The organism is Janthinobacterium silvisoli, from assembly GCF_014200725.1.
Taxonomy (GTDB): Bacteria; Pseudomonadota; Gammaproteobacteria; order Burkholderiales; family Burkholderiaceae_D; genus Janthinobacterium.
Genome location: NZ_JACHCL010000002.1, coordinates 1 through 26626 on the forward strand (window position 1 = coordinate 1; position 26626 = coordinate 26626).

Sequence of the window (26626 nt, forward strand, 5' to 3'; positions counted from 1 at the left end):
CAGGGGAAAACGTACGTCTTTGCTTGCTCATCAAACACCTCTCCATGGCGAGCATTCTCGCCTAAATCAGTGTCCGGGTACATTAAACCACTACAATTTAACACGCATATCGGAATTTTTGGTAATACTGGCAGTGGCAAGTCAAATACTCTAACCAAGCTTTACACCGCCTTGTTTGAAACCAAAGCACAGGATTTTGCTGGCAAGAGCAAGTTCGTACTGCTCGACTTCAACGGGGAGTACACGAATAACCAGTTAATCGGTGCTGAACAAAAGCATGTAATCCGACTTCGGACCAACGCCGAAGGCGGGGACAAGATCACTATCAATGATGACGAGTTCTGGCATACCGAGACGCTTTCAATATTGTTTCAAGCAACCACGAACACGCAGCGGCCGTTCATTAATCGTGTCGTGATGGCCAGGGCTAAGTACCGCGAACAAGAAAATAGCTTAGCACGCTTTTTTTCATATACTTGCAAGTCGGTTTTCACTTCAGCGGGACCAAAAACGGAATGCTTGGATCTTCTGCGTGTCGTCTGCAAGATGACAAAAGCATATGACCTACAAGAATTCATGGCAACGATCAAATGGCACAGCCAGCAGGGGAAGTTTTTTGTGGCGGGGCCTCGTTTTTTCGATTCTGATGGAATTGTTTACGCCGGGTTGCTTCAAGCATTGGTAAATGATGTAGACCTAGCTGACTTCAACGCTTTTGATGAATTCATCTTGCGGGCACACCTGCAGCTCACACTGGACGTTCTCAGCGGATTTGTTCAGTTCGAGCACATCCAGCCGCTACTCAAACGCGCTGAGTCTGCATTCACGAACCTGCGACGCGTCGTCGAAATTTCGGGGGCCAATCCCGAAGATCGTATCTTGACTGTGATTTCGCTTCGGAACTGTAACCAAGATACGAAGAAAGTTCTTCCCTTACTAGTTGCGAAGCACTATTACAACAGCCACCGCAACAGTGTCGCATCCCCGCCGGACAGAACGATGCACCTGATAATTGATGAAGCCCATAATATATTGTCGGAACAATCGGCAAGGGAGCATGAGGTATGGCGGGACTACCGCCTTGAGCTGTTCGAGGAGATCATCAAGGAAGGTCGCAAATTTGGCATGTTCTTAACATTGTCAAGCCAGCGCCCAGCAGACATTTCGCCGACAATTGTCTCGCAACTTCACAATTTTTTTATTCATCGCTTGGTGAATGAACGAGACCTGTATTTGATCGAAAACGCGATCAGTACGCTGGACCAGATATCGAAGGCGCAGATCCCAAATTTATCAAAGGGCTGCTGCATCGTGACCGGCTCTTCATTTGACTTGCCAATGACTCTTCAGGTAGACCTTCTGGAAAGGCATAAGCAGCCAGACAGTGAGGACGTGGACCTCGCCGAAATCTGGTCGAACAACATTGATGATCTCTTTTGAATACGAGTTGGCTTCGCGCTGGCAGTATCCGGCCAGCGTTTCACCTGACCTCTAGAAGGGACATGACGCAATGCACATGAGTAACCTGTACATTTGGTGTTCCACGGCGGAGATTACATCAAGATCGGGAAGGCAGATGATATCCATGCCAGGATCGCTGCTCTTCAGTGCGTATCGAGCGTAAGCACGCTGATACTGAATCGTTTATCGATGATCTGTGGGCCAGCGGTATCAAACTAGGCCCGTCTCAGTCACGTCACTACCAGCAAGTAATGGGTGTAATCCGCGCGAAGATTTCGGACTAGGGAAAACATAAAAATCACAAAGCATATCGGCACCCAACAATTTAAATAACGCATCGAAGACAGCAATACGTTAGAAGGAATAACTCGCCGTCTGTACGCATGGTTGCACACGCACTTCCCTGCCTATTCAAGCCCGCCCTGCCGCCCTCAGCGCAAAACAAAACACAGCACCCTTGCCCGGCTCGCTGCGCAATTCGATAGCGCTGCCGTGCAGTTGCAGGATGCGCTGCACGATCAGCAGGCCCAGGCCGCCGTTGCGGCCGTCGGTGCCGGGGCTGAAGGGGCGGCGGAACAGTTTTTCCAGCAACTGGGGCGGGATGCCGGGGCCTGTGTCGCTCACCGTCACCTGCACTTGCGGTCCTTCCCTGCGCAGCGCCACCGTCACTTTGCCGCCGGCTGGCGTATGGCGGATGGCGTTATCGAGCAGGTTGGTCAGCACGCGCTCGATCAGGCCCAGGTCGGCGTGCACCAGGTTGGCGTCGCGCGGCATGTCGGCGGCCAGGCTGACATTGCCTGCCTGCGCCTTCAACTCGCATTTCTGGAACACGTCCTGTATCAGGTCGCTGAGCAGGAAATCTTCGGCTACCGGTTCGACCGAGCCGTGTTCCAGCCGCGCCAGCTCGAATAGGGACTGCGCCAGCTTGCCCACCTTGCTGCTTTGCGCCAGCGCAATACCCAGGTAGCGGCGGCGCTCGGCCGCTTCGAGCGTGGCGTCTTTCAGCAGCAGGGTTTCCAGGTAGCCATGTAGGGAACCCAAGGGCGTGCGCAAATCGTGGGAAATATTGGCCACCAGCTCGCGCCGTTCCTGGTCTTGCCGCGACAGGGTGCGCCATTGCTCGCCTATCCTGCCGGCCATTTGCCCGAACGCCGTTTCCAGCACGGCAATTTCATCGCGCTGGCCGGCACTGGCTGGCGTTGCCGGCAAAGGCAGCTCCACCGGTTCAGCATGGGTGTCGAAACCGCGCATGGTTTCCGTCAGCCGGTGCAGCGGCCGCGTGATCAGGCGCAAGGCCACCAAGCCCGCCACCAATACCAGCAAACCGACCAGGGCCATCGACCACAGAGTGTTGCGCAGCACGGAGCTGGCCGCCACGCGCGCGGCCAGGCGGTCATGCTCTTCGCCCTGCAGCACCACGTAGATATAACCGGAAACGGGGCCATCCTGATGCGCGCCTGAACGCAAGGCGGCCACGCTGAAGACTTTTTTGCCGTCCACGCTGCGCGGGTCGTCGCCTAAAATCGGCAGCATGCCGCCTAGCAGGAAGCGGTGGATGGGCACCAGGTTCACCACCGGGCGCAGCAGGTGGCCGGCCGGCGCCGCATGGCCGATGATCACGCCATGCGGGTCCAGCAGATAGACTTCGACGCTGGGGTTGACCGTCATCAACTGGTCGAACATGCGCCGCACGGCTTCGGGCATCAAGCCATGTTCGCCCATCACCGGCGTGTCGTGCGCGATGCTTTCCGCCACCCCGCGCGACAAGCCCTGCACCACTTCCTTTTCATGCATGCTGTTCGAACGGATCTGCAGCCAGGCCGAGGCGCCGCAGCAGGCCAGCAGCAAGATGGCAAACACCAGCGACAGCCGCTGGGTCAGGGTGAGGTTCAATTTCACGCCGCACCCTCGTCGGCGGCAGCGAAACGGTAGCCACGGCCCCAGACGGTCAGGATGCGCTGCGGGTCGGCCGGGTCCAGCTCGATCTTGGCGCGCAGGCGGTTGATATGCGTGTTGACTGTATGTTCATAACCATCGTGCTGGTAGCCCCAGACCTGGTTGAGCAGGTCCAGCCGCGAAAACACCTTGCCGGGCTGTTTCACAAAGAAATACAGCAGGTCGAATTCTCGCGGCGTCAGGTCCAGCCGCTTGCCATCGGCGCTGGCGATGCGCGTGATCGGGTCCAGCGCCACGCCGTGCAAGGACAGGCTGCCCTCTTCGCCCTTGCGCTGCTTCAGCATGGCGTCGGTGCGGCGCAGCAAGGCTTTCACGCGGGCCACCAGTTCCAGCACCGAAAACGGCTTGGCCAGGTAGTCGTCGGCGCCCAGTTCCAGGCCCAGGATGCGGTGCACCTCGCTGGCGCGCGCGCTGGTGATGATGATGGGGGTGTAGGTGGGCATGGCGCGCGCCTGGCGGCAAATCTCCAGGCCATCGACGCCGGGCAGCATCAGGTCGAGGATCAGCGCATCCCAGCCGCCCTGGCGCAGCTGCTGCAAACCCAGGTCGCCATCGGCGCAATGGCATACCTCGTAACCTTCATCGCGCAGGTGCAAACGCAGCAGGTCGGCGATGGGCTGGTCGTCTTCAACGATCAGGATGCGCTTGTTCTTGTCCAATTGTCCGGGCCTTTCATAGTCAGTATGGCCGCATTGTGCCTGAGGATGCCCTTTGAAAGTATCACAAATCATTTAACTTTACGTGAGGACTTCGTCACCAGGGCAGGAACACAATGGCTACATCGAATCAACGATTCTTCAAGTAACTCAAGTTCAAGTAACCACGCCAGGAGGTCCTATGTTATCGCGCCGCACATTCTTGCTCACCAGCGCCGCCAGTAGCGCTGCCCTGATCGCCGGCTCGCTTAGCTGGTGCAACGCCACCGGCGCTACCCCAGTCGCCGCAGCCAGCACCGTATATGAAGTCATGCACTCTGACGCCGAATGGAAAAAATTGCTCACAGATCAACAGTTCGACGTGCTGCGCCGGGCCGGTACTGAACGCCCGTACAGCAGCCCCTTGAATTCCGAACACCGGCGCGGCACGTTCAGCTGCGCCGGCTGCCAGCTCCCGCTGTTTTCGTCGAGCACCAAGTTCGATAGCCACACGGGCTGGCCCAGCTTCTGGAAGCCGCTGGCCCGCGCCGTCAATGACAAGACCGACAGCACGCTGGGCATGGAACGCACGGAAGTGCTGTGCCGTCGCTGCGGCGGCCACCTGGGCCATGTATTCGACGACGGCCCGGCGCCCACCGGCTTGCGCTACTGCATGAATGGCGTGGCGATGAACTTCAGTCCCGGCGCGGCCTGAGTATTGCTATCACTTTATCCACCTATAAAAAGAAGACACCATGTTATTACTGCTCCTTTCCTACCTGGGCGGCGCCCTGACCATCGTCAGCCCCTGCATCCTGCCTGTCCTGCCCTTCGTGTTTGCGCGCAGCAGTGAACCGTTCCGCCGCAGCGGCTTGCCGCTGCTGGCCGGCATGGCTTTGACCTTTGCCGCCGTGGCGACTTTAGCTGCGGTCGGCGGCGGCTGGGTAGTGCAGGCGAATCAATATGGCCGCTGGCTGGCCATGGCGCTGATGGCGTTCTTCGGCGTGACCCTGCTGCTGCCGCGCCTGGCGGAAAAACTGACCGCGCCGCTGGTGGCGCTGGGCAGTCGTTTGTCGAACGCGGCGCAGCAACCCACCGCTGACGGCAAGCAAGGCAGCATCAGCGCATCTTTCTTGCTGGGGATTGCCACCGGCTTGCTGTGGGCGCCCTGCGCCGGCCCCATCCTGGGCCTGGTATTGACGGGCGCTGCCTTGAATGGCGCCAGCGTGGGCACTACTTTCCTGCTGCTCGCTTATGCAGCCGGCGCCGCCACTTCGCTGGCCGTGGCCCTGCTGATCGGCGGCAAGGTATTTACGGCCATGAAGCGCTCGCTGGGCGCCGGCGAGTGGATACGCCGCGGCCTGGGCCTGGCCATGCTGGCTGGCGTGGCCGCCATCGCCCTGGGCCTGGACACGGGCTTGCTGACCAAGGTCTCGAACAACAGCACCACTTCGCTGGAACAATCGCTGCTCGATAAATTCAAGCCCAAGCCAGCCGCTGCACCAGCGATGGCCGCCTCGAACGCCATGATGGCCGCCGCCTCGCATACGACTGCCCTGCCGTCCGAAGGCCCGCTGCCGCCGCTCGATGGCGCCGTGCAATGGCTCAATTCGCCACCGCTGACGGCCGCCAGCCTGAAAGGCAAGGTCGTACTGGTCGATTTCTGGACCTATTCCTGCATCAATTGCCTGCGCAGCCTGCCGTACGTCAAGGCCTGGGCCGCGAAATATCACGACCAGGGCCTGGTAGTGATCGGCGTGCATGCACCGGAATTCGCTTTTGAACGCGATATCGGCAATGTACGCAAGGCTGTCAAGGACCTCGGTATTAATTACCCGGTCGCGATCGACAACGATTACAGCATCTGGCGCGCCTTCAGCAACGAATACTGGCCTGCCCACTACTTCATCGACGCCAAGGGCCAGATCCGTGGCCACCATTTCGGTGAAGGCGAGTATGCAGAGTCGGAAAAAATCATCCAGCAACTGCTGGCCGAAGCGGGCAACAAGAACGTGGCAGGCGGCGTCGTCAGCGGCATGCCGGACGCCACCGGTGTCGAGCAAGCCAGCAATGGCGCCGATGTGGGTTCGCCTGAAACCTATCTGGGCACCGACCGCGCCAGCAATTTCGCTTCGCCAGGCGGCGAAAAGAAAGACCGCACGCAGCGCTACACGGCGCCAGCGCAACTGGTCCTGAACCAGTGGGCGCTGGAAGGCAGTTGGCACGCCAGCGGCGAAAACGTCGCCCTGACGCAAGCGCCTGGCCGCATCGTCTACCGCTTCCATGCGCGTGACGTGCATCTGGTGCTGGGCCCGGGCAAGGATGGCAAACCGGTGCGCTTCAAGGTGACGCTGGACGGCGTGGCGCCAAAAACCAATCACGGCAGCGACATCGATGCCGATGGCAGCGGCACGGTCACCGGCCAGCGCCTGTACCAGTTGCTGCGCCTGGATGGTCCGGTGATGGACCACACCTTCAGCATCGAATTCCTCGACCCCGGTGTGCAGGCCTATGCCTTCACCTTTGGCTGATTTTTCAACATTTTTAAAGGAGTAGCTCATGAACAAGCAATCCAAATTCCGTGCGCCAACGCTGTTGAAACTGGCTGGTGGCGCCGCCCTGGCAGCTGTCTTGCTGCTGCCGCAACTGCCAGCCCTGTCGGCCGAAGACGCCGTCGTGATCGCCGCGCCGACCGTCGATGAACCAGTCACTGGCCATGAAGAGACGGCGGTGTTTGCCGGCGGCTGCTTCTGGGGCGTGCAAGGCGTGTTCCAGCACGTGAAGGGCGTGAAAAATGCGGTCTCCGGCTACACGGGCGGCGCGGCGGGCAGCGCGCACTATGAAGAAGTCGGCTATGGCAATACGGGCCACGCGGAATCGGTGCAAGTGACGTTTGATCCATCGCAAGTGAGCTATGGCAAGCTGCTGCAAGTATTCTTTTCGGTCGCCCACAACCCGACCATGCTGAACCGCCAGGGCCCGGACAGCGGCACGCAATACCGCTCGGCGATCTTCCCTGCCACGCCGGCCCAGCGCAAGGTGGCCGAAGCTTACATCGCCCAGCTCGACGCTTCGCACGCCTTCAAGGCGCCCATCGTGACGAAGATCGAAGATGGCAAGCGTTTTTATATGGCCGAGGCTTACCACCAGAACTTCCTGGCCATGTATCCGGACAATGGCTATATCGCCGTCAACGATTTGCCGAAAGTGGCGAACCTGAAGCGTTTCATGCCGACTGTCTATCGTAACGATCCGGTACTGGTGAAGGTCGCCATGCAATAAAGCAATCTTGCCTGCCACTGACAGAAACTGACAGTGGCGGCAGCTAAAGTGCTGCCTTTCCGCGCGCGCACCAGAGTCTCTCCGGTGCGCGCGCCTTTGCCTAGAAAGGACAGCCATGCCACGCGCCATCACCATCCTGAGCGATAATTTTTCCGACTGGGAAACCGCCCTGCTCAATTCCACCGCCCGCCAGTACTACGGTTTCTACACCAGCTTTGCCACGCCGGGCGGCATGCAGGTGGCGTCATCGGGCGGCATGCTGGTCACGCCGCAACTGGCGCTGGAAGATATCGCACTCGATGGGCTCGACGCCTTGATCGTCTGCGGCGGCAGCATCTGGCAAGCGCCGCAGGCGCCCGACCTCACCGCCCTGCTGGCCGCCGCCCATGCGCGCGGCATCGTAGTAGCCGGCATTTGCGACGGCACGCGTGTGCTGGCGCAGGCGGGCCTGCTCGACCAGGTACGCCACACGTCGAACTCGGCCGCCAACCTTGTGCAGACAGGCTATGCGGGCGCCGCCCATTACCAGGATGTGCCGTACGCCGTCGCCGATGGCCGGGTAATAACGGCGCCAGGATCGGCTCCGGTCAGCTTCATGCGTGAAATTTTGCACACCCTGGCTTTCTGCGATGACAATCTGTTAAGTTATTGTTCCCTGCATGCGGCCGAACACGGGCAAATCTGGTGAAATTGCGCCGCATCTTGTCATCGGCACTATAATGTCAGTATCGTGTGCGGCAGCAATGGTGGCGATAGACGGTAACAATTTCATGCAGAGCTGCGTACAATAGCAGCTGGGCCGACACAGGGTTTCACTTTTGCCAGCACTTGCCAGCACATAACCATCTTTTTGACTAGTAAACACACATTATGAGTTCGATGAATGAAGAGCGCGTATTAAGCGTGCACCACTGGACGGATACCCTGTTCTCCTTTACCACTACGCGCGATACGTCGCTGCGTTTCTCGAATGGCCATTTCACGATGATCGGCTTGCGCGTGGACGGCAAGCCGCTGCTGCGCGCCTACAGCATCGCCAGCGCCAATTACGAAGAACATCTGGAATTTTTCAGCATCAAAGTGCCAGGCGGCCCGCTGACCTCGCGCCTGCAGCATTTGCAAGTGGGCGACACCGTCATCGTCGGCCGCAAACCGACCGGCACCCTGGTCTCCGATTACCTGCTGCCAGGCAAGCGCCTGTACATGCTGTCGACCGGCACCGGCCTGGCCCCTTTCCTTAGCATCGTGCGCGATCCGGACATCTACGAACGCTTCGACCAGCTGATCCTGGTCCATGGCGTACGCCAGGTCGACGAACTGGCTTACCACGACCTGCTGGTCGATCACTTGCCTAACCATGAATTCCTCGGCGAAATGGTCACCGACAAGCTGCGCTACTACCCGACCGTGACGCGCGAAGACTTCCGCAACACGGGCCGCATCACCGAGCTGATCGAAAACGGCAAGCTGTTCGAAGACCTGGGCGTGCCTGCGCTGGACCCAGCCGTTGACCGCGTGATGATCTGCGGCAGCTCCGACATGCTGCGCGACCTGAAAGAAATGCTGGAAGAACGCGGCTTCAAGGAAGGCAATACTTCCACGCCAGGCGACTTCGTGGTCGAGCGCGCCTTCGCCGAGAAGTAATTTTTTTCACGTTGAAGTAATTTTTCCACGTTGTTCTGAGGCCCGGCCTTGCCGCATACAGCGGCAAGGCCGGGCCTCAGGCGTTAACGGCCTGCGTTTTACCCTCCCATCCTGCCTCCTGCAGCATCCTTTTTGTCAATACGCATTAATCTTTTGTAGTTTTCAATCAAGCAATGCGATGTACGCTTGACATGCCTTTCTGCCTGCGATAACTTAGGCGCACTATTTCCGTACGGCAATAGTTGCCGTATGAAATAAATTCACGCACACCCCATCCCTATCAATAAAAACCGTCCCAGCACCGGATCAAACGGGGCGACATAGCGGTGGTACGGCAATATCCGCACGGGTCGGAGAAGGTGGCGTATGTGTTTGACGCAGTGATAAAAAAGGAAAAATAATGAACAATAACGCGGTACACGGGCGGAGCAGCAGCAAGCCGGCTCTGCGCCATCTTTCAACACGGGGAGTGCCTATCGCATTGGCACTATTGTTAGCTGCGTGCGGCGGTGGAAGCGATTCCAGCAGCCCGCAATCGCAGCGTCTGCTCGGTTCATCCGTATCATCAGTCGAAACGGCACTGACGCCAGTCGGCGCGACAGCCAGTTCCTCCGAACGGGGCGACCTGAATGCGGCGGCGGCCATCGACCATGACCTGAAGACCCGCTGGGGTAGCGCGTTTACCGACAATGAATACCTGACGCTCGATTTTGGCACCACGCAAACGATTACGCGCGTGCATATCGAGTGGGAAGACGCTCACGCCAGCCAGTACCTGCTGCAAGTGTCGGACGACAATAAAACTTGGACCACCGTCAAGGAAGTCAACGATAGCCAGGGCGGTATCGAGGATATTTCCGGCTTTTCGGGCCAGGGCCGCTACCTGCGCATGCAGGGCGTGCAACGCTCGGGCCGCTACGGCTATTCCATCCTGGAAATCCAGGCTTTCACTGGCACGCCAGATGCGCAGCCGCCGACCACCGAGCCGCAGCCACCTGTCGTCTTCGATCCAGGCCAGCCTGGCGTGGCCATCAAACCGGTAGCGGCTACCTCGTCGCGCCTGGAAAATCCGGGCCTGTCGGCCGCCATGACCCTCGATGGCAAGCTTGACACCCGCTGGGGCAGCGCGTTCGAAGACGGCGCCTGGATCCAGTTCGACTTTGGCGCCAAGACCCAGGTCGGCTACATGAAGCTGCAGTGGCAAGCCGCCTACGGCAAGCAATATGCGCTGCAAGTGTCCGATGACGGCCAGACCTGGACGCAAGTGCGCTATGTAGCCAATGGCCAGGGCGGAACCGAGGAATTCTATAACCTGGGCATCAACTCGCGCTACATCCGCCTGCAAGGCGTGGCACGCTCTTCGCAATACGGCTATTCCTTGCTGGAAGTGGGCTTCAAATCGCCAGGCAGCGATAACAGCTTGCCTGCCAACACCACTTCCGCACTGAAATACCCGCTCAATGGCACCGCTTTGCAGCCGCTGCCTGCCGTGGCCGAACCGCTGGAAACCTTGCAGTTCACCTTGCCCGACGGCACCCTGGTCACCCGCTTCGGCGCGCGCGGCCTGGCTCGCCACGGCCGCGAGCGCGGTGAAGAGTGGAACGAAATCGGCTATGGCCCGAATGAAACGGTGGACCCGGTCACCGGCTTGCCGGTCGATAAAGGCCCAGGCAATTACCTGACGTTCGTACCGCAATACTTCCAGAACCGTACCTGGGGCGTCGAGATCATCGACAACAGCCGCGTTGCCGGCGTGACCAAGCCGACCCTGATCGTCAACCAGTACACCACCGTCGACTTCCTGAACGGCGGCATCGCCTTCTTCCGCGGCTTCGACCGTCCAGGCGTGACCGGCTACGGCTGGATGTCGCCAGGCGAACTGGTGGACCGCAACGTGCCGGTCTGCAAACCTGTTGCCTACCCTGCCAACAACAAGCTGAGCTCACCTAACGGCATCAATGGCGCTTGTACCTTGCTGGTCAAGGAATATCCAGGCCACGGCGGCCTCGATGCGAATGGCTTCCCGAATGGCCAGGACATCAAGGCGCGCAACCTGGTTGCCGGCGACATTATCGAAGTGTCGCCATCGATGTTTACCACCACCCAGTCGATGGGCGCGATCGGCGACAACGGCGGCATCCGCTACTACTCCTACGAGTGGAGCTATGTGGTCGGCGCCGGCCTGCGTCCGTGGTATGGCGTGCAGCCGCGCCTGAACTCGGTACCATTGCCAGACGAAACCTTGTCGGGCGGCCTGGGTTCGGTGTCGTATAACTACTCGGACAATGCCCTGTTCATGTTCCAGCAGCCGCACAACAATATCGGCATGCAAAACATGCAGCGCTTTGTTGAAGGCCGCCGCCTGGTACACACCAACTTCACCACCGGTGACCATAACGAGAATGGCAACGACCGCTACCAGCCTGCTGTCGGCAAGCAAGGCCCGCGCTTCACGCAATCGGTCTGTATCGCCTGCCACGTCGACAATGGCCGCAGCCCGTCGCCAAACTCGATCAACCAGCGCCTCGACACCATGGGCGTGCGCGTCGCTGTGACCGGTCCGGATGGCAAGCAAGTGCCGCATCCGCAATACGGTACCGCGATCCAGATGAATGCCGTGTCGTCGACCGGCGCACCGCAGAACTGGGGCACCACCGTCAGCGTCGGCAGCTTCGATACGCGTAACGTCAGCCTGGCTGACGGCACCAAGGTCGAACTGCGCAAGCCTGTACTGGCCTTCGAAGGCCCGGTCCCCGAGATCTATTCTCTGCGTTCGGCCCAGCCAATGATCGGTACCGGTCTGCTGGAAGCCGTGCCGGAAGCGGACATCATCGCCCGTGCACGCACCACGCCAGACGCCGATGGCGTCAAGGGCCAGGCTAACTATGTGTTCGATCCTGAGTCGGGCGCCGTCCGCCTGGGCCGTTTCGGCTGGAAAGCCGGCAAGTCCACCCTGCGCCATCAGGCAGCCGAAGCGCTGATGCTGGACATGGCAGTGACCTCGCCGGTCTACCCTAACCGTGCCTGCATGAACGGCCCTGTCGCTTGCGCGGCGGGCGGTTCGCAGCCTGGCGTGTCGGAAGCGGATCTGCAAAAGATCTCCAACTACCTGGCACTGGTGGCCGTACCTGCACAGCGCAGCCTGCCGAGCGGCTTCCCGAAAGGCGTGGCGCCGATCGAAGAGCTCGACGTTGATCCTGTGAAAGTTGCTGCTGGTTCCAAGCTGTTCCAGGGCATGCGTTGTGCTGCTTGCCATACGGTAGAGATGAAAACCGGCAACGGCCACCTGTTTGCAGAGCTGCGCAACCAGACCATCCGTCCATACAGCGACTTGTTGCTGCATGATATGGGTCCTGAGCTGGCCGACAAGTTCACCGAAGGCCAGGCAGCGGGCAGCATGTGGCGTACCGCTCCACTGTGGGGCATCGGCTACACGGATAAAGTCATGGGTACCAGCGGCAAGGCCGGCTACCTGCATGACGGCCGCGCCCGCAACCTCACCGAGGCCATCATGTGGCACGGTGGCGAAGGCACGGCAGCCCGCCAACGTTTCGCCAACCTGTCGAAGACAGACCGCGATTCGCTGCTGGCTTTCCTGAAGTCGCTGTAACCGCAATGTAAGATCGTCACCGCCAGGTGACCGACAAGACGCCGCAAGCCGCAAGGTCTGCGGCGTCTTGCATTTCAGCGCTGCATTCAAGTACAGTCAGGCATCGCCCACGCTGAACGAGGATGGCAGTGAAGAAGACCTACCATGGCAGTTGCCACTGCGGCGCCGTGCGCTTTGCGGCCGAGATCGACCTGGCCGCCCCTACCCTGCGCTGTAATTGTTCCTATTGCCTGAAAGTTCGCTGCTGGGCCAGCCTGGTGCCTCCTGACGCCTTCCACCTGCTGGCCGGCGAGCAAGACCTGGGCATTTACCGCTTCGGCGCAGGCAAGGAAAGCCATTATTTTTGCCGTCATTGCGGCGTACGGCCCTTTGGCCAGGGCGACTCGCCCCGCGTCGGCCCCTTTTACGGCATCAGCGTGAGCTGCCTCGACGATGCCGCGGTAGCGGAACTGGCCAGCGCGCCCATCACCTTTGTCGATGGCTGGCACGACGCCTGGGACACGCCGCCACAGGAAACACGCCACTTGTAAGTCTGCGCTGAGCCATGCGATCGGGAAATGGTTGCTACCTCTTAAAGAGTTCTCCTACATACCGGCAGGCGGTGTCCCTATGGCGCACGCTGGGTCAGGCAGGGAGAATGGTCCAGGCAAGATCATTCATCCACTCAAAGAGGACATCATCATGGCAACCAATAGCAACGATAAAACCAGCAACACAGGAAAATCATCGACTACGCAAGACCAGCAGAATCAACAATCGGGCAAACAGTCGGGCAGCCAGCAATCAGGTGGCCAACAATCGGGCACCCAGGGTGGAACACATGAGCAGCACGTCGAAGCTGGCCGTCAAAGCCACAAGAACGATATGGACAAAGGCTCGGCTTCACAGCAATCGGGCCAGAAAGGCGCTAGCCAGCAGTCGGGTTCGGGTGGCAGTTCCGGCTCCAGCTCAGGTTCGGGCGCAGGTTCTAGTTCAGGCACGCGCGGCGGCACGCCCGAACAGCATGCGGAAGCAGGCCGTCAAAGCCACAAGAATGACGACAAGTCGTAATTGACCGTCATCTCGACGTTAGGCTTCGCCGGACAGTTGCCGGATCTACCGTCGGCAACTGTCAGTTTTGCCCGCTGCGCTTATCCAAGGTAGAGCGGATTGCCATCGATATACACGGTAACGTCCTTGCTATCGATGCCGGCTGGCGCGATGCGCGACAGTTTGATGCTGAAGGTGTCAGGATAGGTGTCGAAATGCCACACGAAGCTTTTGCCGTTGACATTAAATTTGATGGTTTCGCCATCTTCGACGTTGACTGACCTGGTCTTTGCATCGATGGTGACGACACGGGCCGGCATATCTGACGCTACTTGGATGCCGTAATCGGCGCTGCCGCCGGTAGGCGCCTGCGCTTGGGCAGCAGGTGCCAGCATGCTTGCAGACAGGGCGGCAATGGCCGCCGAGGCGGCGAGTTTTTTCAATGTGAACATGATGAGTTTCTTTCAATGAGAGCGATTTGTATCGGTATCGATGGTCTGCAGTATGGCCATTGGCACCGGTACATTTATTAAGCTTTCATGAAATTTTTATTAAAGCTGGGGAAGGTAAGGCGCCAGGCAGGCGGCCGATGTGACAAAATTGCCACACAGCAAGCATCGTCACTGGCCAGCAAGCACGCCCCCTAAGCATGTTCCCTAAGCATGTCCCCGTTGTCTGGATCAGCATTCTGGGCGATAATTCAGCCCATGAACGATACCACCACCTTACCCCCATTGCCCGATCGCCTGTCGATCGATCCTAGCAGCCCTTTCCACGTCGCCGCCGTATTCGAGCACGACGTCGGCATCAAGTTCAACGACAAGGAACGCCTTGACGTGGAAGAGTATTGCATCAGCGAACGCTGGATCAAGGTCGCTTCCGCCAAGTCGCTGGACCGCCGCGGCCGTCCTTTGCAAATCAAACTGAAAGGCAAGGTCGAAGCGTTCTACCGCTAAGATTTTTTGTGCGCATTGCAATTCAAAAAGGCTGATCTTGATCAGCCTTTTCCATATCCAGAGTATGGATCAGGCCGGCGTCCAGGGCCAGCGGCAGCCACAGCATGGTCTCGGCCAGTACCTCGGCCACCGGCATGCGACTATCGCGGCTGGCCTGCTGCGCGCACAGCATGACGGATGCGGCTCGCCCGGCGGCCTGCAGGAAATAAAATTGCCACGGCTGCAAGTCATGCATGGCCAGCCGATAATGCAGGCGGCTTATCGCGACATGGCTGGCTGCCGCCCCGGGCTGGTCCGGCATTTCCTCTGCTCCTGAAGCCTGCGCCTGCTGCCAGAAAGCGCGCAAGGGAAATGACAGGGCCAGCAGGCGCGTGCATGGCGCCAGGCAAATCATGGGCATATCGCCGGCCAGGCTATCGAAACCGTGGCGCATGACCGGGCGCGCGTGCTTTTCCAGCCCGGGCGCCCTGCCCGCCTCGCTACGCGCCCGCTCCAGCCGCGCCAGCTCAATGGGAAAGCACAGCAAGGCTGACGCTTCGGCCCCGGCAGCGGCCTGGCTATCAAGCAGGAAATCGGCAAAGCCAGCGCCCAAGTCATACAAGGTAGGCGAACGCGAGGGATGGCGCCAGATGTAGGCACGGGCGAAAAAGTCAAACAGCTCTTCCCCCATCGTCTTGCGCAGCACGGGATAATCGGCTTGCAGGCAGTCGAGCAGGCGCATCACATAACCGTCGGCATAGATGAACAGGCGGTCGCTGCCGTCCGGCGCAGGCCGCAGCACTTGTGCCTGCGCAAGACCATGATGTTGCCGGGCCAGCTCTGCGCCGCGGGCCGCCCCGCCCGGCGTCATCATGGCCGTCAAAAACCAGGCTTGCAATTGTTGCAGTTCCACCTGGTCGGCATTCATGGCATGGCCTGTGCATCAAGGTGGAAAGCCAGCGGCGTCGAAATGGAAGCGCTGGCGCAGATGACCGGGCTATCGCGCACGTCGCCAAGCATGGCGGCATGCGCCTTGTGCAATTCCGCCAGCAATTCGGGATAGTCGGGGATATTGGCGTCCCACTCCAGGCAAGCAGAAACACCGCCCGTCAGTTGCTGCGCCAGCGCATACAAGCGCCAGACGGCTGCCGGCACGGGCGCATCATGCGTATCGATCAGACAAGTACCGCAATCGCTGGGGCCGGCCAGGTGGATTTGCACGATGTGGGAGGCCGGCAACTGGCGGATGTAATGGGCTGCATCATAACCATGGTTAAACGCCGAGACATGTACATTGTTTACGTCGAGCAAGAGCCCGCAGCCGGTAGCCTCGCACAGGCGGCCCATAAATTCCCATTCTGGCATGCTGGAACGGCTAAATTCCACGTAGGTGCTGGGGTTCTCCAGGATCAGCGGGCGCCCCAGGAATTCCTGCACCTGCCGCACGCGCGCCGCCACATGGCGCAAGCTCGCTTCGTCGAGCGGTAGCGGCAGCAAATCGTGGCTGTTGAGCGTGGCCACACCGGTCCAGCACAGATGGTCGGAAATCCAGGCCGGCTTGAAGTCTTCCGCCAGCTGGCGCAGCTGGCGCAGGTACTGCAAGTCCAGCGCATCGCTGCTGCCGATTGACAGCGACACGCCGTGCATGACGATGGGCACCTGCGCCGCCACTTGTTCCAGCACATGGCGCGCATAACCGTGGTTGTCGATGAAGTTCTCGCTGATGATCTCGAACCAGCCGACTTGCGGTCCATGCTGCAGGATGTGTCCATAATGGGGATGACGCAGCCCCAGACCCAGGCCCAGATTGGGCAGGCCCAGGCGGGGCTGCAGCACTTGCTGGCCGCCGTCCATCAAGTCGAAGGTGGCAAGGCCAGGCGCAGGTCGGTTGGCGCCGGCTTGTCCCCTGGTGTCTTGCCGCGCGCCGCCATCACCTTGGCATACGCTTCCCAGGCCTTGTCATGCACGTTTTCACCGAGCTTGAAACTGAGCGTGTCCTTCAAGGGTAGTGACTTGTGTTCCGGTGCAGGGCCGAAGTTATACAAGGTCATGGTCTCTGGCTGTGCATTGGGAAACAGTTGCGACGCAGAAATCGGCACCGCGCAGCCGCCGAAACTGGCGCATTTATTATCGCTGGGAGCACTGTAAACCTGGCTTCCAGGCGTAGGTTTGGGCGCGCCGCACAGATTGCCCGCCACCTTGCTGACCTTGGCGGAATGGCCACAGGAAGAGCCGCCGCACTGGCCACCGCCAGTATCGAGCTGGGCAAAGCCGCAGCCACCCTGGGCCCGGCAACCGTTGGAACCGCGGCAGGTATGGTAGACGGCCAGCGCCGCGCACGACGAGGCAGCATCGCCTTCCAGCTGCATGCCCTGGCAGGCGTGGTAGAGCACGTCTTTTTCCGGCAGCGGCACGCCCGTCGCCAGGGTCGGTGCCTGGCCCAATACAGCCCAGCAGATGGCCATGCGGTCGCCCGCGCCCACCATCGATGGATAAGGAAAAACCGTATCCTGCTTGAGCCAATAAGTGTCGAGTACGGACGTGATGCCATAGATGGCACCGGTGGCTACCGTGCTCAGCATGGCTTGCGTACCGGACTTGTCCTTCAGGCGGTTCAAGGCGCCGGCCACGTCGGACGGCTTGGGAATGTTGGCCGGAGCCGTGGCCGGGTTGTAGCGTGCATTGGTCAGCATGGCTTCGTCCCAGCGATTTCCCTGCGCATGCCATGAAGCCCAGGTCTTGATGGGCAGCTTGTCCTTCACCTGGCCAAAGCGTTCATAGTGATCGTATTCGGCGCTGTCGTGACGGGCGGCGGCATCGCGCGAGGGGGCGCCCTTGCCATCATTCGTATACGACGGGTAATCGGCTTCCAGCGCGGCCAGGTCTTCGCGGTAATCGGGCTTGACGGCAGCAAGCATGACGCTGCGGCGATAGCGTTGAATGGCGGTATCGCTGCCCTCGCCCTGGTCGGTAATGGCCGCCATCATGTCGATCGCCTTGTTGAAGGAGCCGACCTGGCCGCCATCCTGGTCTTGCGGACCGAAACAGGTATCGAAGCGGGGAAATTCGGCCTTTTCATGGCCGCTCACCTTGCTGTTGAACATATCCTGCTGTACCGAGCCATTGACGAACAGCTTTTGCCACAGGGTCTGGCCATCCGTATACTCGATGCTGATGTAGCGGGCATAGCATTCATACATATAACCGATGGTGCCGAACAGGGGCAAGTCGTGTACCGACTTGCCCGGCGTCCAGCCTGGCAGCGGCACCTCGGGGAAATACTTGGTATGGTCGATGCTGTCATAGGCTTGCAGCTGTTCGCGCGCCTGCTGCTCCGGCTGCTCGATGGCCAGGAACAGGTCGCACTGGTTGTCGTTCAGCTCTTCCAGGTTGACCCGCACATGCTGGTAGCCAGCGGTGTCTTTCAGGTCGACGATATGGGGAATGATGGTGAGGTCCTTGCCGTAGCAAGTCCAGCCATGCTGCTGGTTTTGCAGCTCGGTCCCCGTAAAGCATGGCGCGGCGCCGATGGCCGTGCTCAGGTTGGCGGCCATCTGCAGATGCAGCATTTCCTGGATAAACACGCTGAAAATGATATTGAAAGCGTGCTGCTCGGGCGAGTCAGGCTTGGCCGTGGTGCTCATGCCAGGCCACTGGCGCCCATCGTAATAGTTGATGCCCTTGGAATTGATCTGGTGCGTGCCCTGTATCGAATACATGGTGCACATATACAGCGGGATGGTGAACAGTTCCACGCTGACGGCGGCCTGGGCGATGGCCCGCAGGGCGGCAGTATCGGTGGCGAGGCAGTCCAGCGGACGGTTGGTGATAGCTGGCTGCGTACTTCCTAAAACGGGCATTTTCATTCTTGTCTCCACAGGAAAGATGCGTTTCGGACGTCAATTTCTGGCTGGCAAAGTGTGCGGCTGGGAGATCATACGCCAAACAAATATGCTTATTCCATTTTTGCCATTTTATTTTTTTGTTATTGTTTTTATTGATTATTTCGCTGGTGGGCTTTTAAAATCTCTATCCATACGGCACCTTTTAATGACAATTGGATAGATTTTTTGTCCTGCAAATGTGTAAGGTCGATCCGCGCGCGCAGTGCGCACCTACCGATACAAACATTCAGACACCATCAGGTTCTCGCTGGAAAATGTCCAGATGGCCTGAATCATCACAGGCAAGTATGCTTGAGAACGTGACTTCCCTATATCCTCAGGAGAGATAGTATGGCAACTTGCACGGTGTACCACAACCGCCCAGGCGCAGGCCCTGGCCGTATGGCTGCACAAGTGGCACTCGATGACATCCGGCAGCTGCAGCCACTCTGGAACATCACGATGGATTGGGACGCGGACCGTAGTGTCTACACCGCCACGCCCAGTCCAGGTGCAACGGTCACTGCCGATGGCTTGCAAACCATCGTCGAGCCGCAGTTCCAGGGACAGGGTTATCTGTTTTCCAGCACCGCTTAAGTCCAGGCAGCAGGCGCCATGGCTGCTGCCTGATCGGCTATCAGCGCCCTTCGATGCGGATCAGTTCGATCTCGAACAGCTTGGGCCACAGCTTGCCGGTGACAAACAGGCGCTTGCCGTGCGCATCCCAGGCGATGCCGTTGAGCACAGCATCTGGATTGTCGGTGCCCCGCTGATCCGTTGGCAGCAAGCCGGTCAGGTCGATCCATCCCACCACCTTGCCGCTGGCCGGATCGATGCGGGCGATCACGTCGGCGCCCCAGACGTTGGCGAACAGCTGGCCGTCGACCATTTCCAGCTCATTCAGGCGCGTGATCGGCTTGCCCTCGGCCTTGACTTCGACGCGGCGTACTTCGGCCAGGGTTTTCGGGTCCAGCACGCGGATGAAGGCGCTGCCGTCGCTCATGTAGACATACTTTCGGTCGCTGGCCAGGCCCCAGCCTTCGCCCGTGTAGCTGAACTTGCGCTTGAGCTTAAAGGTTTTCTGGTCGAACACATAACCGACTTGCGAAGTCCAGGTCAGGCCAACGATCTCATCGCCCACATCGGTGATGCCTTCGCCGAATACATCCTTGTCCATCATGGTTCGCTGCAACACCTTGCCGGTGCTCAGTTCCACCTTGCGCAAGGACGATTGCCCGTTCTGGCCCGTGCTTTCATACAAATGGCCATCCTTGAAAATCAAGCCCTGCGTAAATGCCTGCGGATCGTGCGGATAGGTATTCTTGACAAAGTAACCATACACGGGGATAGCGGCCTGGGCATAGCCCATCTCGCTCATCAGGCCCACGGTGCATAACAAGCCCAGCAGCAAAGATCCCGCGTGGCGCTTCCAATTGGCTTTCCCGGTGATGTACATTTGTGGTGGCAAAAAGTGGAGAAGCACCTATTGTAAGCGGGCGGCGCGCGCCATGTGCGAACGCAGTAATTCGACCCAGGCGCGGGCCGCAAAGGACAGCCGGCTGCCACGGCGCCAGGCCAGCATCAAATTCCATTCCAGCACCGGTTCCGTCACGGGGACGATAGCGAACTGGGATGCGTCGAGGGTGTCGCAAAACGTTTTCGGCAACAGACACACACCCACGCCCAAGCGTACCAGCGAAGCAATAAAATCCCACTGGCCGCTGCGGCCGGCGATGCGCGGCGTAAAGCCCGCTTGCTGGCAGGCCGCCATCACCACATCGTTAAGGGCGTAGGAATCGCCATAAAATACAAAGGGGCTGTCAGACAGCTCGGCCATGGCAACGGTCTGCCGGCCGCGCCATGGCGATTCCAGCGGTGCCAGCAGGCACAAGGGCGAGCGCACCAGCGGCAGCGCTTCGAAATCTTGCCAGATGCCGGCATTGCCCGAATAGTCGAGCATGGTACCCAGTTCAATATTACCCTTGCGTAATTCACGCTCGATCGCCTGCGAGCCACTTTCATACATTTTCAGTGCTATGCGCGGATAACGCCGGTGGTATTCGGCCAGCCAGGGCGCCATCACCGAATGGGTCTGCGGCGATACACCGATGCATAGTTCGCCCCGTTCCATCTGTTGCAGATCGCGCAATTCCACGCCCAGTTCCGCATGCAGGGCCAGCAAGGCATGCGCACGCGACAGCACCACCCTGCCCGCATCCGTCAAGGTAAAACGCTTGCCCTGGCGATCCAGCAAATCAAGGCCCAGCGACTGTTCCAGCTGCGCAATCATCTTGCTGACCGTCGGCTGCGTCACATGCAGCCTGGCGGCGGCGCGCGTAAAACTGGCTTGTTCGACCACTTCAACGAAGTAGCGCAAGGAGCGTATATCCATGATGCATTCCAATATCGAATGATATCCATGATTTTAAGTCATTTTATCTTTCGATGAGTGGCCCCTACAATGACATCTCCCTCTTCCTGAAAGTGTGTCTTGAAAGCCCCCGCCCGTCCTGCGCCGTATTCCACCCTGTCTTTTCATCTATGGACGCCCATGCAAACCTTATGGCAAGTGGGGCTGCTGATCGTGATCTGGTGGCTGGCTGACCGCGCCGTCAACGCTGTGCATTTGCCGCTGTCCGGCGGCGTGGTCGGCCTGTTCGTGCTGGTGGCCTTGCTACTGTCGGGCAAGATGCGCCCGGCCAGCGTGGAACGGGGAGCCAACTGGCTGCTGGCAAACATGCTGCTGTTTTTTATCCCGCTGGTGGTATCGGTGGTGCAATTCACCCAGTTACTGAAGGACCAGGGCTTGAGCCTGCTGCTCGATATCGGCCTCGGTTTTATCTGCGTTCTGCTGGCCACGGCCTGGACTGTGGAGCATGTGTGCCGTTATGAACGGCAGCGGCGCCTGGCCATGCTGCGCCGCCAGCGCGCTGCGCGGAGAGCCGCATGAGCTTGCTGCCGCTGATATTTTTGCTGCTGACCCTGGTCCTGTTTTACGCCAACCAGGCCTTGCACCGCCGTCACCCACACTTTTTGCTGACGCCGGCCATTTGCACTTCGGCCATCCTGATCGCCACCCTGGCTCTGACATCAACCCCGTTTGCCACCTATTTTGGCGAAACGCAGTGGCTGTCTTGGCTGCTGGGCCCGGCTACGGTGGCGTTTGCCCTGCCGCTGTACCAGGAACGCAAGCTGATCCGCAAGCACTGGCTGGCCTTGTCGCTGGGCAGCCTGGCGGGTATCGCCGCCTCGCTGCTTGCCACCGTGCTGCTGGACCATGTGCTGGGCTTGCACGGCAGCATGGCGCGCAGCCTGCTGGCCCGCTCCGTGTCGACGCCATTCGCACTGGAAGCGTCACGCCATATGGGCGGCTCAAGCCAGCTAACGGGCGTGTTCGTGATCATCACCGGGCTGTTCGGCTTGTTGCTGGGCAGGCCGCTGCTGCAACTGCTGCCCTTGCGCATGCGTATCGCCCGTGGTGCGCCATACGGAGCGGCTGCGCATGCCTTCGGCCTGTCCGTGGCGCGCAAGGTGGGGGGCGAAGAAGGCGCCGTGGCCAGCCTGACGATGATTTTTTCCGGCATCGTCACGGTACTGCTGTCGCCGCTGCTGGGGCCATTGCTGGGACGGCTGCTGGGCTAATCTGTCTCCAGCAGCCTGAAAACCAGCGAGTTTTGAGCATAGTCGGCAACCAGGGTGAGGTCCGTCGCTGCCCCTGCCGACCATAATTGACACCACAGTCGCTTGGACTGCGGCTCGTCTTGCATCTCTTCGCTGTCAAACGGCACCCTGCCCGTCCTGTCTGCCTGGAACGCCAGCGCATACGGCGGCAGCGTCAATTGTTCAAGGTTGTCGCCCGACGAAACCAGCTCCTCGCTAATCTCTTCAGCAATGGCCCGGTTGATGCCAAAGTGCGCTAAAGCAGCTGCATCGCCGCTCTGGATGGCCTTCAACAGCTCGCCAGCGAGCCGATACGCGGTGTCGTTGTCAAATACTGTCATTGCCTGGTTCCCGTGTTGTGAAGCATGCCTTGCACGATCAAATCGATCCCTGCCAGAAAGTCCGCCCGGTCGTCATGCTCGCGTAATTTCGCAGCCACGCTGCGGGTAAACGGATACTCTTGCGCATCGAGCTGCGACCAGGCAGCCGACAGGGTTTCCAGGAAATGTGTTCGTTCCAGATCCTGGACCCGGGCGATCGATGCATTGGCCGCGTTCTGGCCGCCGACGCCCAGCAGATAATTCAACAAGGTACAGGCCGCAACCCATTGCCGGCTAGCCGGTACGCCCAGCGCGGCCACTTGCTGACCCAGCCGCTCGAGGAGTCGCACGGTGGGCAGCTGGCCTGGAGCCTGTGACAAGGCCGAGCCCAGCCAGGGGTGCTGGTCCATGGCATCGAACACGGCCAGCGCCAGGGTCTGGATGTTTTGCCGAGGCGTAGCAGCCGGCAAGGAAACGCCGATAGCCCGGGCCATGATCACGTCGGACGCCGCCGTAAACAAGGCATCCTTGTCCGCCACATGCCAGTAAATCGCCCCTGCGCCCGTGGCCAGCTTCGTTGCCAGCGCGCGGAAGGTCAGGCCATTCTCGCCGCTGCTATCGAGCAAGGCGATCGCCGCGTCGATGATGGTATCGCGCGATAAGGCTGCTTCACCTCTTGAGGCGCGCCTTGAATTCTTCGTTACATTTTCAGTCATCACTTATCTTGACACAGATGATGGCCAGGTGCAAAATCCGAATGGAACATTGTTCCATTAACGTTTTTACGACTTTCCTTAAAGGAAACACCATGCATACACCTATCGCTATCATCGGCGCGGGCCTGGGCGGCTTGATACTGGCCCGCGTGCTGCACGTGCACGGCATCGCCGCCACGGTCTACGAAGCGGAAGCCTCGGCGCAAGCGCGCAGCCAGGGCGGCATGCTCGATATACACGAATACAACGGGCAACTGGCGCTCAAGGCGGCCGGTTTGTTCGATGCTTTCCAGACCCTGATCCACCCGGGCGGACAAGCCACCCGCATGCTGGACAGCCAGGGTGTAGTCTTGTTCGAACAGCCGGACGACGGCAGCGGTGGCCGGCCTGAGGTGCAGCGGGGCGAGCTGCGCCGCATCCTGCTCGAGTCCTTGCCTGCCGGCACGGTGCGCTGGGGCCACAAACTGACGTCCGTTCACGCACTGGGCGACGGCCGGCACAGCTTGACCTTTGCCGATAACACCATGGCCACCACCAGCCTGCTGGTCGGCGCAGACGGCGCCTGGTCCAAAGTCCGTCCACTGGTTTCCGAGGCAAAACCGGTGTACACAGGCACCTCCTTCGTTGAAACCTATCTGTTCGACAGCGATAAACGCCACCCGGCTAGCGCGGTCGCCGTGGGCGGCGGCTCGCTGTTTTCCTTGACGCCTGGCAAAGGCATACTGGCCCACCGCGAACCCGATGGTCTGCTGCATACCTACGTGGCCTTGAGTAAGCCGCAAGAGTGGTTTGCCAGCATCGACTTCAGCGATGCGGCCGCCCTGGCCCGCGTGGCGGCAGAGTTTGCCGGCTGGGCGCCAGCGCTGACCGCCCTGATCACCGATGGCGAAACCACGCCCGTGCTGCGCGCCCTGCATGCCCTGCCCCTGGCCCACCAATGGCCACGCGTACCGGGTGTGACCTTGCTGGGGGACGCAGCCCATTTGATGGTGCCATCCGGCGAAGGCGCCAACCTGGCCATGTACGACGGCGCCGAGCTGGCGCAAGCGATTGCCGCCCACCCAGGCGACGTGGAAGCGGCGCTGCTGGCCTATGAAACAGCCTTGTTCGTGCGCAGTGCAACAGAGGCGCAAGATGCGGAAAAGCTCTTCAAGATCTGCTTTGGTGATGAGGCGCCGCATAGCCTGGTGCGCTTCTTCAGGGGTTTTCAGGAAGCAAAGTGACACGCACTGACGCCGGCAACGTTTATCGGGGATAATAAGCGTCCACGCCCTGTCAACTTTGCCACAATGAAATATCCAGCCATCTTGCCGTTTGGCGAGATCCTGCCGAGCCTGAACGCCTTCGATGCCATCATCGATGTGCGCAGCCCTTCCGAATTTGCCGAAGACCATTTGCCGGGCGCCATCAACTTGCCCGTGCTCAATGACGAGGAACGCGTGCGCGTGGGCACCCTGTACAAGCAGACCAGCGCTTTCGAAGCAAAGAAGCTGGGGGCGGCCTTGATCGCCGCCAATATCGCGCGTCATATCGAAGAGCATTTCCTGGGCCATGCACAGAACTGGAAGCCGCTCGTGTATTGCTGGCGCGGCGGCAACCGCAGCGGCGCCATGGTGCATATTCTGGCGCGCATAGGCTGGCCTGTGACGCAACTCGATGGCGGCTACAAGCAATACCGGCGCCACGTGAATGCCGAGCTGGCCGAACTGCCCGCGAAGTTTGACTTCATCAACGTGCTGTGCGGCCCTACCGGCAGCGGCAAGAGCCGTTTGCTGCAAGTGCTGGACCGGCAAGGCGCGCAAGTGATCGACCTGGAACACCTGGCGGCCCACCGCGGCTCGGTGCTGGGCGGCTTGCCCGAGGCGGACCAGCCATCGCAAAAAGCGTTTGAAAGCGGCTTGTGGCAGCAATTGCGCCATTTCGACCCGGCACTGCCCGTGTTCGTGGAGTCGGAAAGCAAGAAAGTGGGCCGGCTGCGCGTGCCCGACGCGCTGATGGAAAAAATGCGCGCCGCCGACTGTACTGCCGTGCAACTCGATACCCGCCACCGCGTGCAGTTGCTGATCGACGATTACGGCCATTTCGTGTCTGATCCAGAGCAACTGAACCTGCAATTGAGCCATTTGACGCAGCTGCACGGCCGTGAAAAGATCCATCACTGGCAGCAACTGGCGCTGGCTGGCCGCATGGCCGAGCTGGTGGAAGAATTACTGCTCCAGCATTACGATCCGGCCTACCAACAATCGATCAAGCGCAATTTCAGCCGCTACGAACAGGCCGCGCCGCTGGTCTTGAACGATATTTCAGGGCAAGCTTTTGAACAAGCCGCGAGGGCATTATGTGCTATCGTCGGCAATAAAAACCCGCTTTGAATTTGCTCCCCGTACATCTTATCCGCAGGAACCCTTATGTCAGATAGCGCAGCAACCCAAAACACCCCTATCCGCCTGACCGAGTTCGCCCACGGTGGCGGCTGCGGCTGCAAGATCGCGCCCGGCGTACTTGCCGACATATTAAAAGGCAGCGGCGGCTTTCCCTTGCCGAAAGAATTGCTGGTCGGCATAGAAACCTCGGACGACGCCGCCGTCTACCAGCTTAACGATGAACAGGCGCTGATCGCCACCACCGATTTCTTCATGCCCATCGTCGACGATCCATTCGACTTTGGCCGCATCGCCGCCACCAATGCCATTTCCGATGTGTATGCCATGGGCGGCACGCCCATCATGGCGCTGGCCCTGGTCGGCATGCCGATCAACAAGCTGCCGGTGGAAACCATCGGCTTGATTTTGAAAGGCGGCGAAACCGTCTGTGCCCAGGCCGGCATCCCGATTGCGGGCGGCCACACCATCGATTCCGTCGAACCTATCTATGGCCTGGTCGTACTGGGCCTGGTGCATCCGTCGCAAGTCAAACGCAATGCGGGCGCGCGCGCTGGCGACAAGCTGGTGCTGGGCAAACCTATCGGCGTGGGCATCCTGTCGGCCGCGCTGAAAAAAAATGCACTCGATACAGATGGCTACACCTCGCTGATCGACAACACCACCAAATTGAATACCCCGGGCAAGAAACTGGCCCTGCTCGACGGCGTGCATGCGCTGACCGACGTGACGGGCTTTGGTTTGCTGGGCCATACCCTGGAACTGGCGCGCGGCGCCCAATTGCAGGCGCAGATCCAGCTGGCGGAAGTGCCGCTGCTGCCGCAAGTGCGGCAACTGGCCGACAACGGCAATATCACGGGCGCATCGAACCGCAACTGGCAAGGCTACGGCGCGCAAGTGCAGCTGGCCGACAGCCTGAGCGCCATCGACAAGGCAATATTGACCGATCCGCAAACGGCAGGCCCGCTGCTGGTGGCATGCGCGCCGGAGGCTGTCGAGCAAGTGCTGGCGATCTTCCGCGATGAAGGGTTTGCCGAGGCAACCGTGATCGGCGAGATGGCTGAAGGCAGTACCGGGGTTTCCGTATTTTAATCAGTTAATAAAGAGACACAC

Annotated in this window: 26 protein-coding genes; 16 read left to right on the plus strand and 10 right to left on the minus strand. The window is 59.8% G+C overall.

Annotation, left to right across the window (positions count from 1 at the left end; genetic code table 11):
• Positions 1-1440 (plus strand): ATP-binding protein (locus HDE75_RS10105; protein ID WP_183677965.1); only part of this gene is annotated, 1440 nt, incomplete at its 5' end.
• 432 nt (positions 1441-1872) lie between these two features.
• Here HDE75_RS10105 and HDE75_RS10110 read toward each other — a convergent pair.
• Together HDE75_RS10110 and HDE75_RS10115 are read right to left on the minus strand one after the other, a co-directional pair.
• Positions 1873-3360: a sensor histidine kinase gene (locus HDE75_RS10110; protein WP_183677964.1), complete on the minus strand. Its 1488-nt coding sequence runs from the start codon at positions 3358-3360 to the stop codon at positions 1873-1875.
• Complete coding sequence (locus HDE75_RS10115; RefSeq protein WP_183677963.1) at positions 3357-4076, minus strand: response regulator transcription factor; 720 nt, start codon at positions 4074-4076, stop codon at positions 3357-3359. Before HDE75_RS10115 ends, HDE75_RS10110 begins: the two co-directional genes overlap by 4 nt.
• 178 nt (positions 4077-4254) lie before the next feature.
• On the opposite strand from HDE75_RS10115, the gene msrB reads away from it, so the two are divergent.
• From msrB to HDE75_RS10155, 8 genes are all read left to right on the plus strand, one after another.
• Complete coding sequence (gene msrB, locus HDE75_RS10120) at positions 4255-4767, plus strand: peptide-methionine (R)-S-oxide reductase MsrB (RefSeq protein WP_183677962.1); 513 nt, start codon at positions 4255-4257, stop codon at positions 4765-4767.
• Between the two features lie 40 nt (positions 4768-4807).
• Entirely contained in the window at positions 4808-6583 is a 1776-nt protein-coding gene (locus tag HDE75_RS10125) for a cytochrome c biogenesis protein DipZ (protein WP_183677961.1), read from the plus strand.
• 28 nt (positions 6584-6611) lie between these two features.
• Positions 6612-7334: a peptide-methionine (S)-S-oxide reductase MsrA gene (msrA, locus tag HDE75_RS10130; RefSeq protein ID WP_183677960.1), complete on the plus strand. Its 723-nt coding sequence runs from the start codon at positions 6612-6614 to the stop codon at positions 7332-7334.
• 115 nt (positions 7335-7449) lie between these two features.
• Complete coding sequence (locus HDE75_RS10135; protein WP_183677959.1) at positions 7450-8022, plus strand: DJ-1/PfpI family protein; 573 nt, start codon at positions 7450-7452, stop codon at positions 8020-8022.
• 182 nt (positions 8023-8204) lie between these two features.
• Positions 8205-8978 carry a ferredoxin--NADP reductase gene (locus HDE75_RS10140; RefSeq protein ID WP_183677958.1) on the plus strand — a complete coding sequence of 258 codons (774 nt, stop codon included), beginning with the start codon at positions 8205-8207 and terminating at the stop codon, positions 8976-8978.
• Positions 8979-9459: 481 nt separating this feature from the next.
• A complete protein-coding gene (locus tag HDE75_RS10145; protein WP_409254910.1) occupies positions 9460-12588 on the plus strand; it encodes a di-heme oxidoredictase family protein in 3129 nt (1042 codons plus the stop codon).
• A 122-nt stretch (positions 12589-12710) separates the two neighbouring features.
• Entirely contained in the window at positions 12711-13118 is a 408-nt protein-coding gene (locus tag HDE75_RS10150; RefSeq protein ID WP_221291841.1) for a GFA family protein, read from the plus strand.
• Positions 13119-13269: 151 nt separating this feature from the next.
• Positions 13270-13638, plus strand: a complete 369-nt coding sequence (locus tag HDE75_RS10155) for a hypothetical protein (protein WP_183677955.1) — start codon at positions 13270-13272, stop codon at positions 13636-13638.
• Positions 13639-13718: 80 nt separating this feature from the next.
• Here the strand turns inward: HDE75_RS10155 and HDE75_RS10160 are convergent, their stop codons facing one another.
• The gene (locus HDE75_RS10160) at positions 13719-14069 is read right to left on the minus strand and encodes a CzcE family metal-binding protein (protein ID WP_183677954.1); all 351 of its coding nucleotides are present in this window, start codon (positions 14067-14069) and stop codon (positions 13719-13721) included.
• Between the two features lie 255 nt (positions 14070-14324).
• On the opposite strand from HDE75_RS10160, the gene HDE75_RS10165 reads away from it, so the two are divergent.
• Positions 14325-14573 (plus strand): DUF3297 family protein, encoded by a 249-nt coding sequence (locus HDE75_RS10165; protein WP_183677953.1) that lies wholly within the window; start codon positions 14325-14327, stop codon positions 14571-14573.
• Between the two features lie 22 nt (positions 14574-14595).
• Here HDE75_RS10165 and HDE75_RS10170 read toward each other — a convergent pair whose 3' ends face one another.
• The 3 genes from HDE75_RS10170 to HDE75_RS10180 are packed head-to-tail and all read right to left on the minus strand — an operon-like array spanning position 14596 to position 18418.
• Positions 14596-15480 carry an HvfC/BufC N-terminal domain-containing protein gene (locus HDE75_RS10170; protein ID WP_183677952.1) on the minus strand — a complete coding sequence of 295 codons (885 nt, stop codon included), beginning with the start codon at positions 15478-15480 and terminating at the stop codon, positions 14596-14598.
• Positions 15477-16406 carry an MNIO family bufferin maturase gene (bufB, locus tag HDE75_RS10175; RefSeq protein ID WP_183677951.1) on the minus strand — a complete coding sequence of 310 codons (930 nt, stop codon included), beginning with the start codon at positions 16404-16406 and terminating at the stop codon, positions 15477-15479. The genes HDE75_RS10170 and bufB overlap by 4 nt, the downstream gene beginning before the upstream one ends.
• On the minus strand, positions 16406-18418 hold the full coding sequence (locus tag HDE75_RS10180; RefSeq protein WP_183677950.1) for a ferritin-like domain-containing protein: 2013 nt from the start codon (positions 18416-18418) through the stop codon (positions 16406-16408). The genes bufB and HDE75_RS10180 overlap by 1 nt, the downstream gene beginning before the upstream one ends.
• A 369-nt stretch (positions 18419-18787) precedes the next feature.
• Between HDE75_RS10180 and HDE75_RS10185 the strand changes: the two genes are divergently transcribed.
• Positions 18788-19033 carry a hypothetical protein gene (locus HDE75_RS10185; RefSeq protein WP_183677949.1) on the plus strand — a complete coding sequence of 82 codons (246 nt, stop codon included), beginning with the start codon at positions 18788-18790 and terminating at the stop codon, positions 19031-19033.
• Between the two features lie 40 nt (positions 19034-19073).
• On the opposite strand, the gene HDE75_RS10190 is transcribed toward HDE75_RS10185, so the two are convergent.
• Positions 19074-19892, minus strand: coding sequence for a glutaminyl-peptide cyclotransferase (locus HDE75_RS10190; protein WP_183677948.1), 819 nt, complete (start codon positions 19890-19892; stop codon positions 19074-19076).
• A gap of 27 nt (positions 19893-19919) precedes the next feature.
• Positions 19920-20828: a LysR family transcriptional regulator gene (locus HDE75_RS10195; protein ID WP_183677947.1), complete on the minus strand. Its 909-nt coding sequence runs from the start codon at positions 20826-20828 to the stop codon at positions 19920-19922.
• A gap of 159 nt (positions 20829-20987) precedes the next feature.
• On the opposite strand from HDE75_RS10195, the gene HDE75_RS10200 reads away from it, so the two are divergent.
• Both HDE75_RS10200 and HDE75_RS10205 read left to right on the plus strand, forming a co-directional pair.
• On the plus strand, positions 20988-21386 hold the full coding sequence (locus tag HDE75_RS10200) for a CidA/LrgA family protein (RefSeq protein ID WP_183677946.1): 399 nt from the start codon (positions 20988-20990) through the stop codon (positions 21384-21386).
• Complete coding sequence (locus HDE75_RS10205) at positions 21383-22078, plus strand: LrgB family protein (protein ID WP_183677945.1); 696 nt, start codon at positions 21383-21385, stop codon at positions 22076-22078. Before HDE75_RS10200 ends, HDE75_RS10205 begins: the two co-directional genes overlap by 4 nt.
• Here HDE75_RS10205 and HDE75_RS10210 read toward each other — a convergent pair.
• Positions 22075-22437, minus strand: a complete 363-nt coding sequence (locus tag HDE75_RS10210) for a hypothetical protein (protein ID WP_183677944.1) — start codon at positions 22435-22437, stop codon at positions 22075-22077. The genes HDE75_RS10205 and HDE75_RS10210 overlap by 4 nt on opposite strands.
• Positions 22434-23132 (minus strand): TetR/AcrR family transcriptional regulator, encoded by a 699-nt coding sequence (locus HDE75_RS10215; protein ID WP_183677943.1) that lies wholly within the window; start codon positions 23130-23132, stop codon positions 22434-22436. Before HDE75_RS10215 ends, HDE75_RS10210 begins: the two co-directional genes overlap by 4 nt.
• A gap of 92 nt (positions 23133-23224) precedes the next feature.
• Between HDE75_RS10215 and HDE75_RS10220 the strand changes: the two genes are divergently transcribed.
• From HDE75_RS10220 to selD, 3 genes are all read left to right on the plus strand, one after another.
• On the plus strand, positions 23225-24355 hold the full coding sequence (locus HDE75_RS10220; RefSeq protein ID WP_183677942.1) for an FAD-dependent oxidoreductase: 1131 nt from the start codon (positions 23225-23227) through the stop codon (positions 24353-24355).
• Positions 24356-24421: 66 nt separating this feature from the next.
• Entirely contained in the window at positions 24422-25504 is a 1083-nt protein-coding gene (gene mnmH / locus HDE75_RS10225; RefSeq protein ID WP_183677941.1) for a tRNA 2-selenouridine(34) synthase MnmH, read from the plus strand.
• A 36-nt stretch (positions 25505-25540) separates the two neighbouring features.
• On the plus strand, positions 25541-26605 hold the full coding sequence (gene selD, locus HDE75_RS10230) for a selenide, water dikinase SelD (protein ID WP_183677940.1): 1065 nt from the start codon (positions 25541-25543) through the stop codon (positions 26603-26605).
• Positions 26606-26626: the final 21 nt, after the last annotated feature.

Bases quoted from the DNA above. Each gene is read 5' to 3' on its own strand.
- HDE75_RS10165 (WP_183677953.1), top strand. From the start codon at position 14,325: ATGAACGATACCACCACCTTACCCCCATTGCCCGATCGCCTGTCGATC.
- selD (WP_183677940.1), top strand. From the start codon at position 25,541: ATGTCAGATAGCGCAGCAACCCAAAACACCCCTATCCGCCTGACCGAG.
- HDE75_RS10155 (WP_183677955.1), top strand. From the start codon at position 13,270: ATGGCAACCAATAGCAACGATAAAACCAGCAACACAGGAAAATCATCG.
- HDE75_RS10190 (WP_183677948.1), bottom strand. From the start codon at position 19,892: ATGTACATCACCGGGAAAGCCAATTGGAAGCGCCACGCGGGATCTTTG.
- HDE75_RS10210 (WP_183677944.1), bottom strand. From the start codon at position 22,437: ATGACAGTATTTGACAACGACACCGCGTATCGGCTCGCTGGCGAGCTG.
- HDE75_RS10205 (WP_183677945.1), top strand. From the start codon at position 21,383: ATGAGCTTGCTGCCGCTGATATTTTTGCTGCTGACCCTGGTCCTGTTT.
- HDE75_RS10220 (WP_183677942.1), top strand. From the start codon at position 23,225: ATGCATACACCTATCGCTATCATCGGCGCGGGCCTGGGCGGCTTGATA.
- HDE75_RS10195 (WP_183677947.1), bottom strand. From the start codon at position 20,828: ATGGATATACGCTCCTTGCGCTACTTCGTTGAAGTGGTCGAACAAGCC.
- HDE75_RS10180 (WP_183677950.1), bottom strand. From the start codon at position 18,418: ATGAAAATGCCCGTTTTAGGAAGTACGCAGCCAGCTATCACCAACCGT.
- HDE75_RS10185 (WP_183677949.1), top strand. From the start codon at position 18,788: ATGGCAACTTGCACGGTGTACCACAACCGCCCAGGCGCAGGCCCTGGC.
- HDE75_RS10170 (WP_183677952.1), bottom strand. From the start codon at position 15,480: ATGAATGCCGACCAGGTGGAACTGCAACAATTGCAAGCCTGGTTTTTG.
- HDE75_RS10200 (WP_183677946.1), top strand. From the start codon at position 20,988: ATGCAAACCTTATGGCAAGTGGGGCTGCTGATCGTGATCTGGTGGCTG.
- HDE75_RS10135 (WP_183677959.1), top strand. From the start codon at position 7,450: ATGCCACGCGCCATCACCATCCTGAGCGATAATTTTTCCGACTGGGAA.
- HDE75_RS10150 (WP_221291841.1), top strand. From the start codon at position 12,711: ATGGCAGTGAAGAAGACCTACCATGGCAGTTGCCACTGCGGCGCCGTG.
- msrA (WP_183677960.1), top strand. From the start codon at position 6,612: ATGAACAAGCAATCCAAATTCCGTGCGCCAACGCTGTTGAAACTGGCT.
- mnmH (WP_183677941.1), top strand. From the start codon at position 24,422: ATGAAATATCCAGCCATCTTGCCGTTTGGCGAGATCCTGCCGAGCCTG.
- HDE75_RS10215 (WP_183677943.1), bottom strand. From the start codon at position 23,132: ATGACTGAAAATGTAACGAAGAATTCAAGGCGCGCCTCAAGAGGTGAA.
- HDE75_RS10125 (WP_183677961.1), top strand. From the start codon at position 4,808: ATGTTATTACTGCTCCTTTCCTACCTGGGCGGCGCCCTGACCATCGTC.
- bufB (WP_183677951.1), bottom strand. From the start codon at position 16,406: ATGGACGGCGGCCAGCAAGTGCTGCAGCCCCGCCTGGGCCTGCCCAAT.
- HDE75_RS10160 (WP_183677954.1), bottom strand. From the start codon at position 14,069: ATGTTCACATTGAAAAAACTCGCCGCCTCGGCGGCCATTGCCGCCCTG.
- HDE75_RS10140 (WP_183677958.1), top strand. From the start codon at position 8,205: ATGAGTTCGATGAATGAAGAGCGCGTATTAAGCGTGCACCACTGGACG.
- msrB (WP_183677962.1), top strand. From the start codon at position 4,255: ATGTTATCGCGCCGCACATTCTTGCTCACCAGCGCCGCCAGTAGCGCT.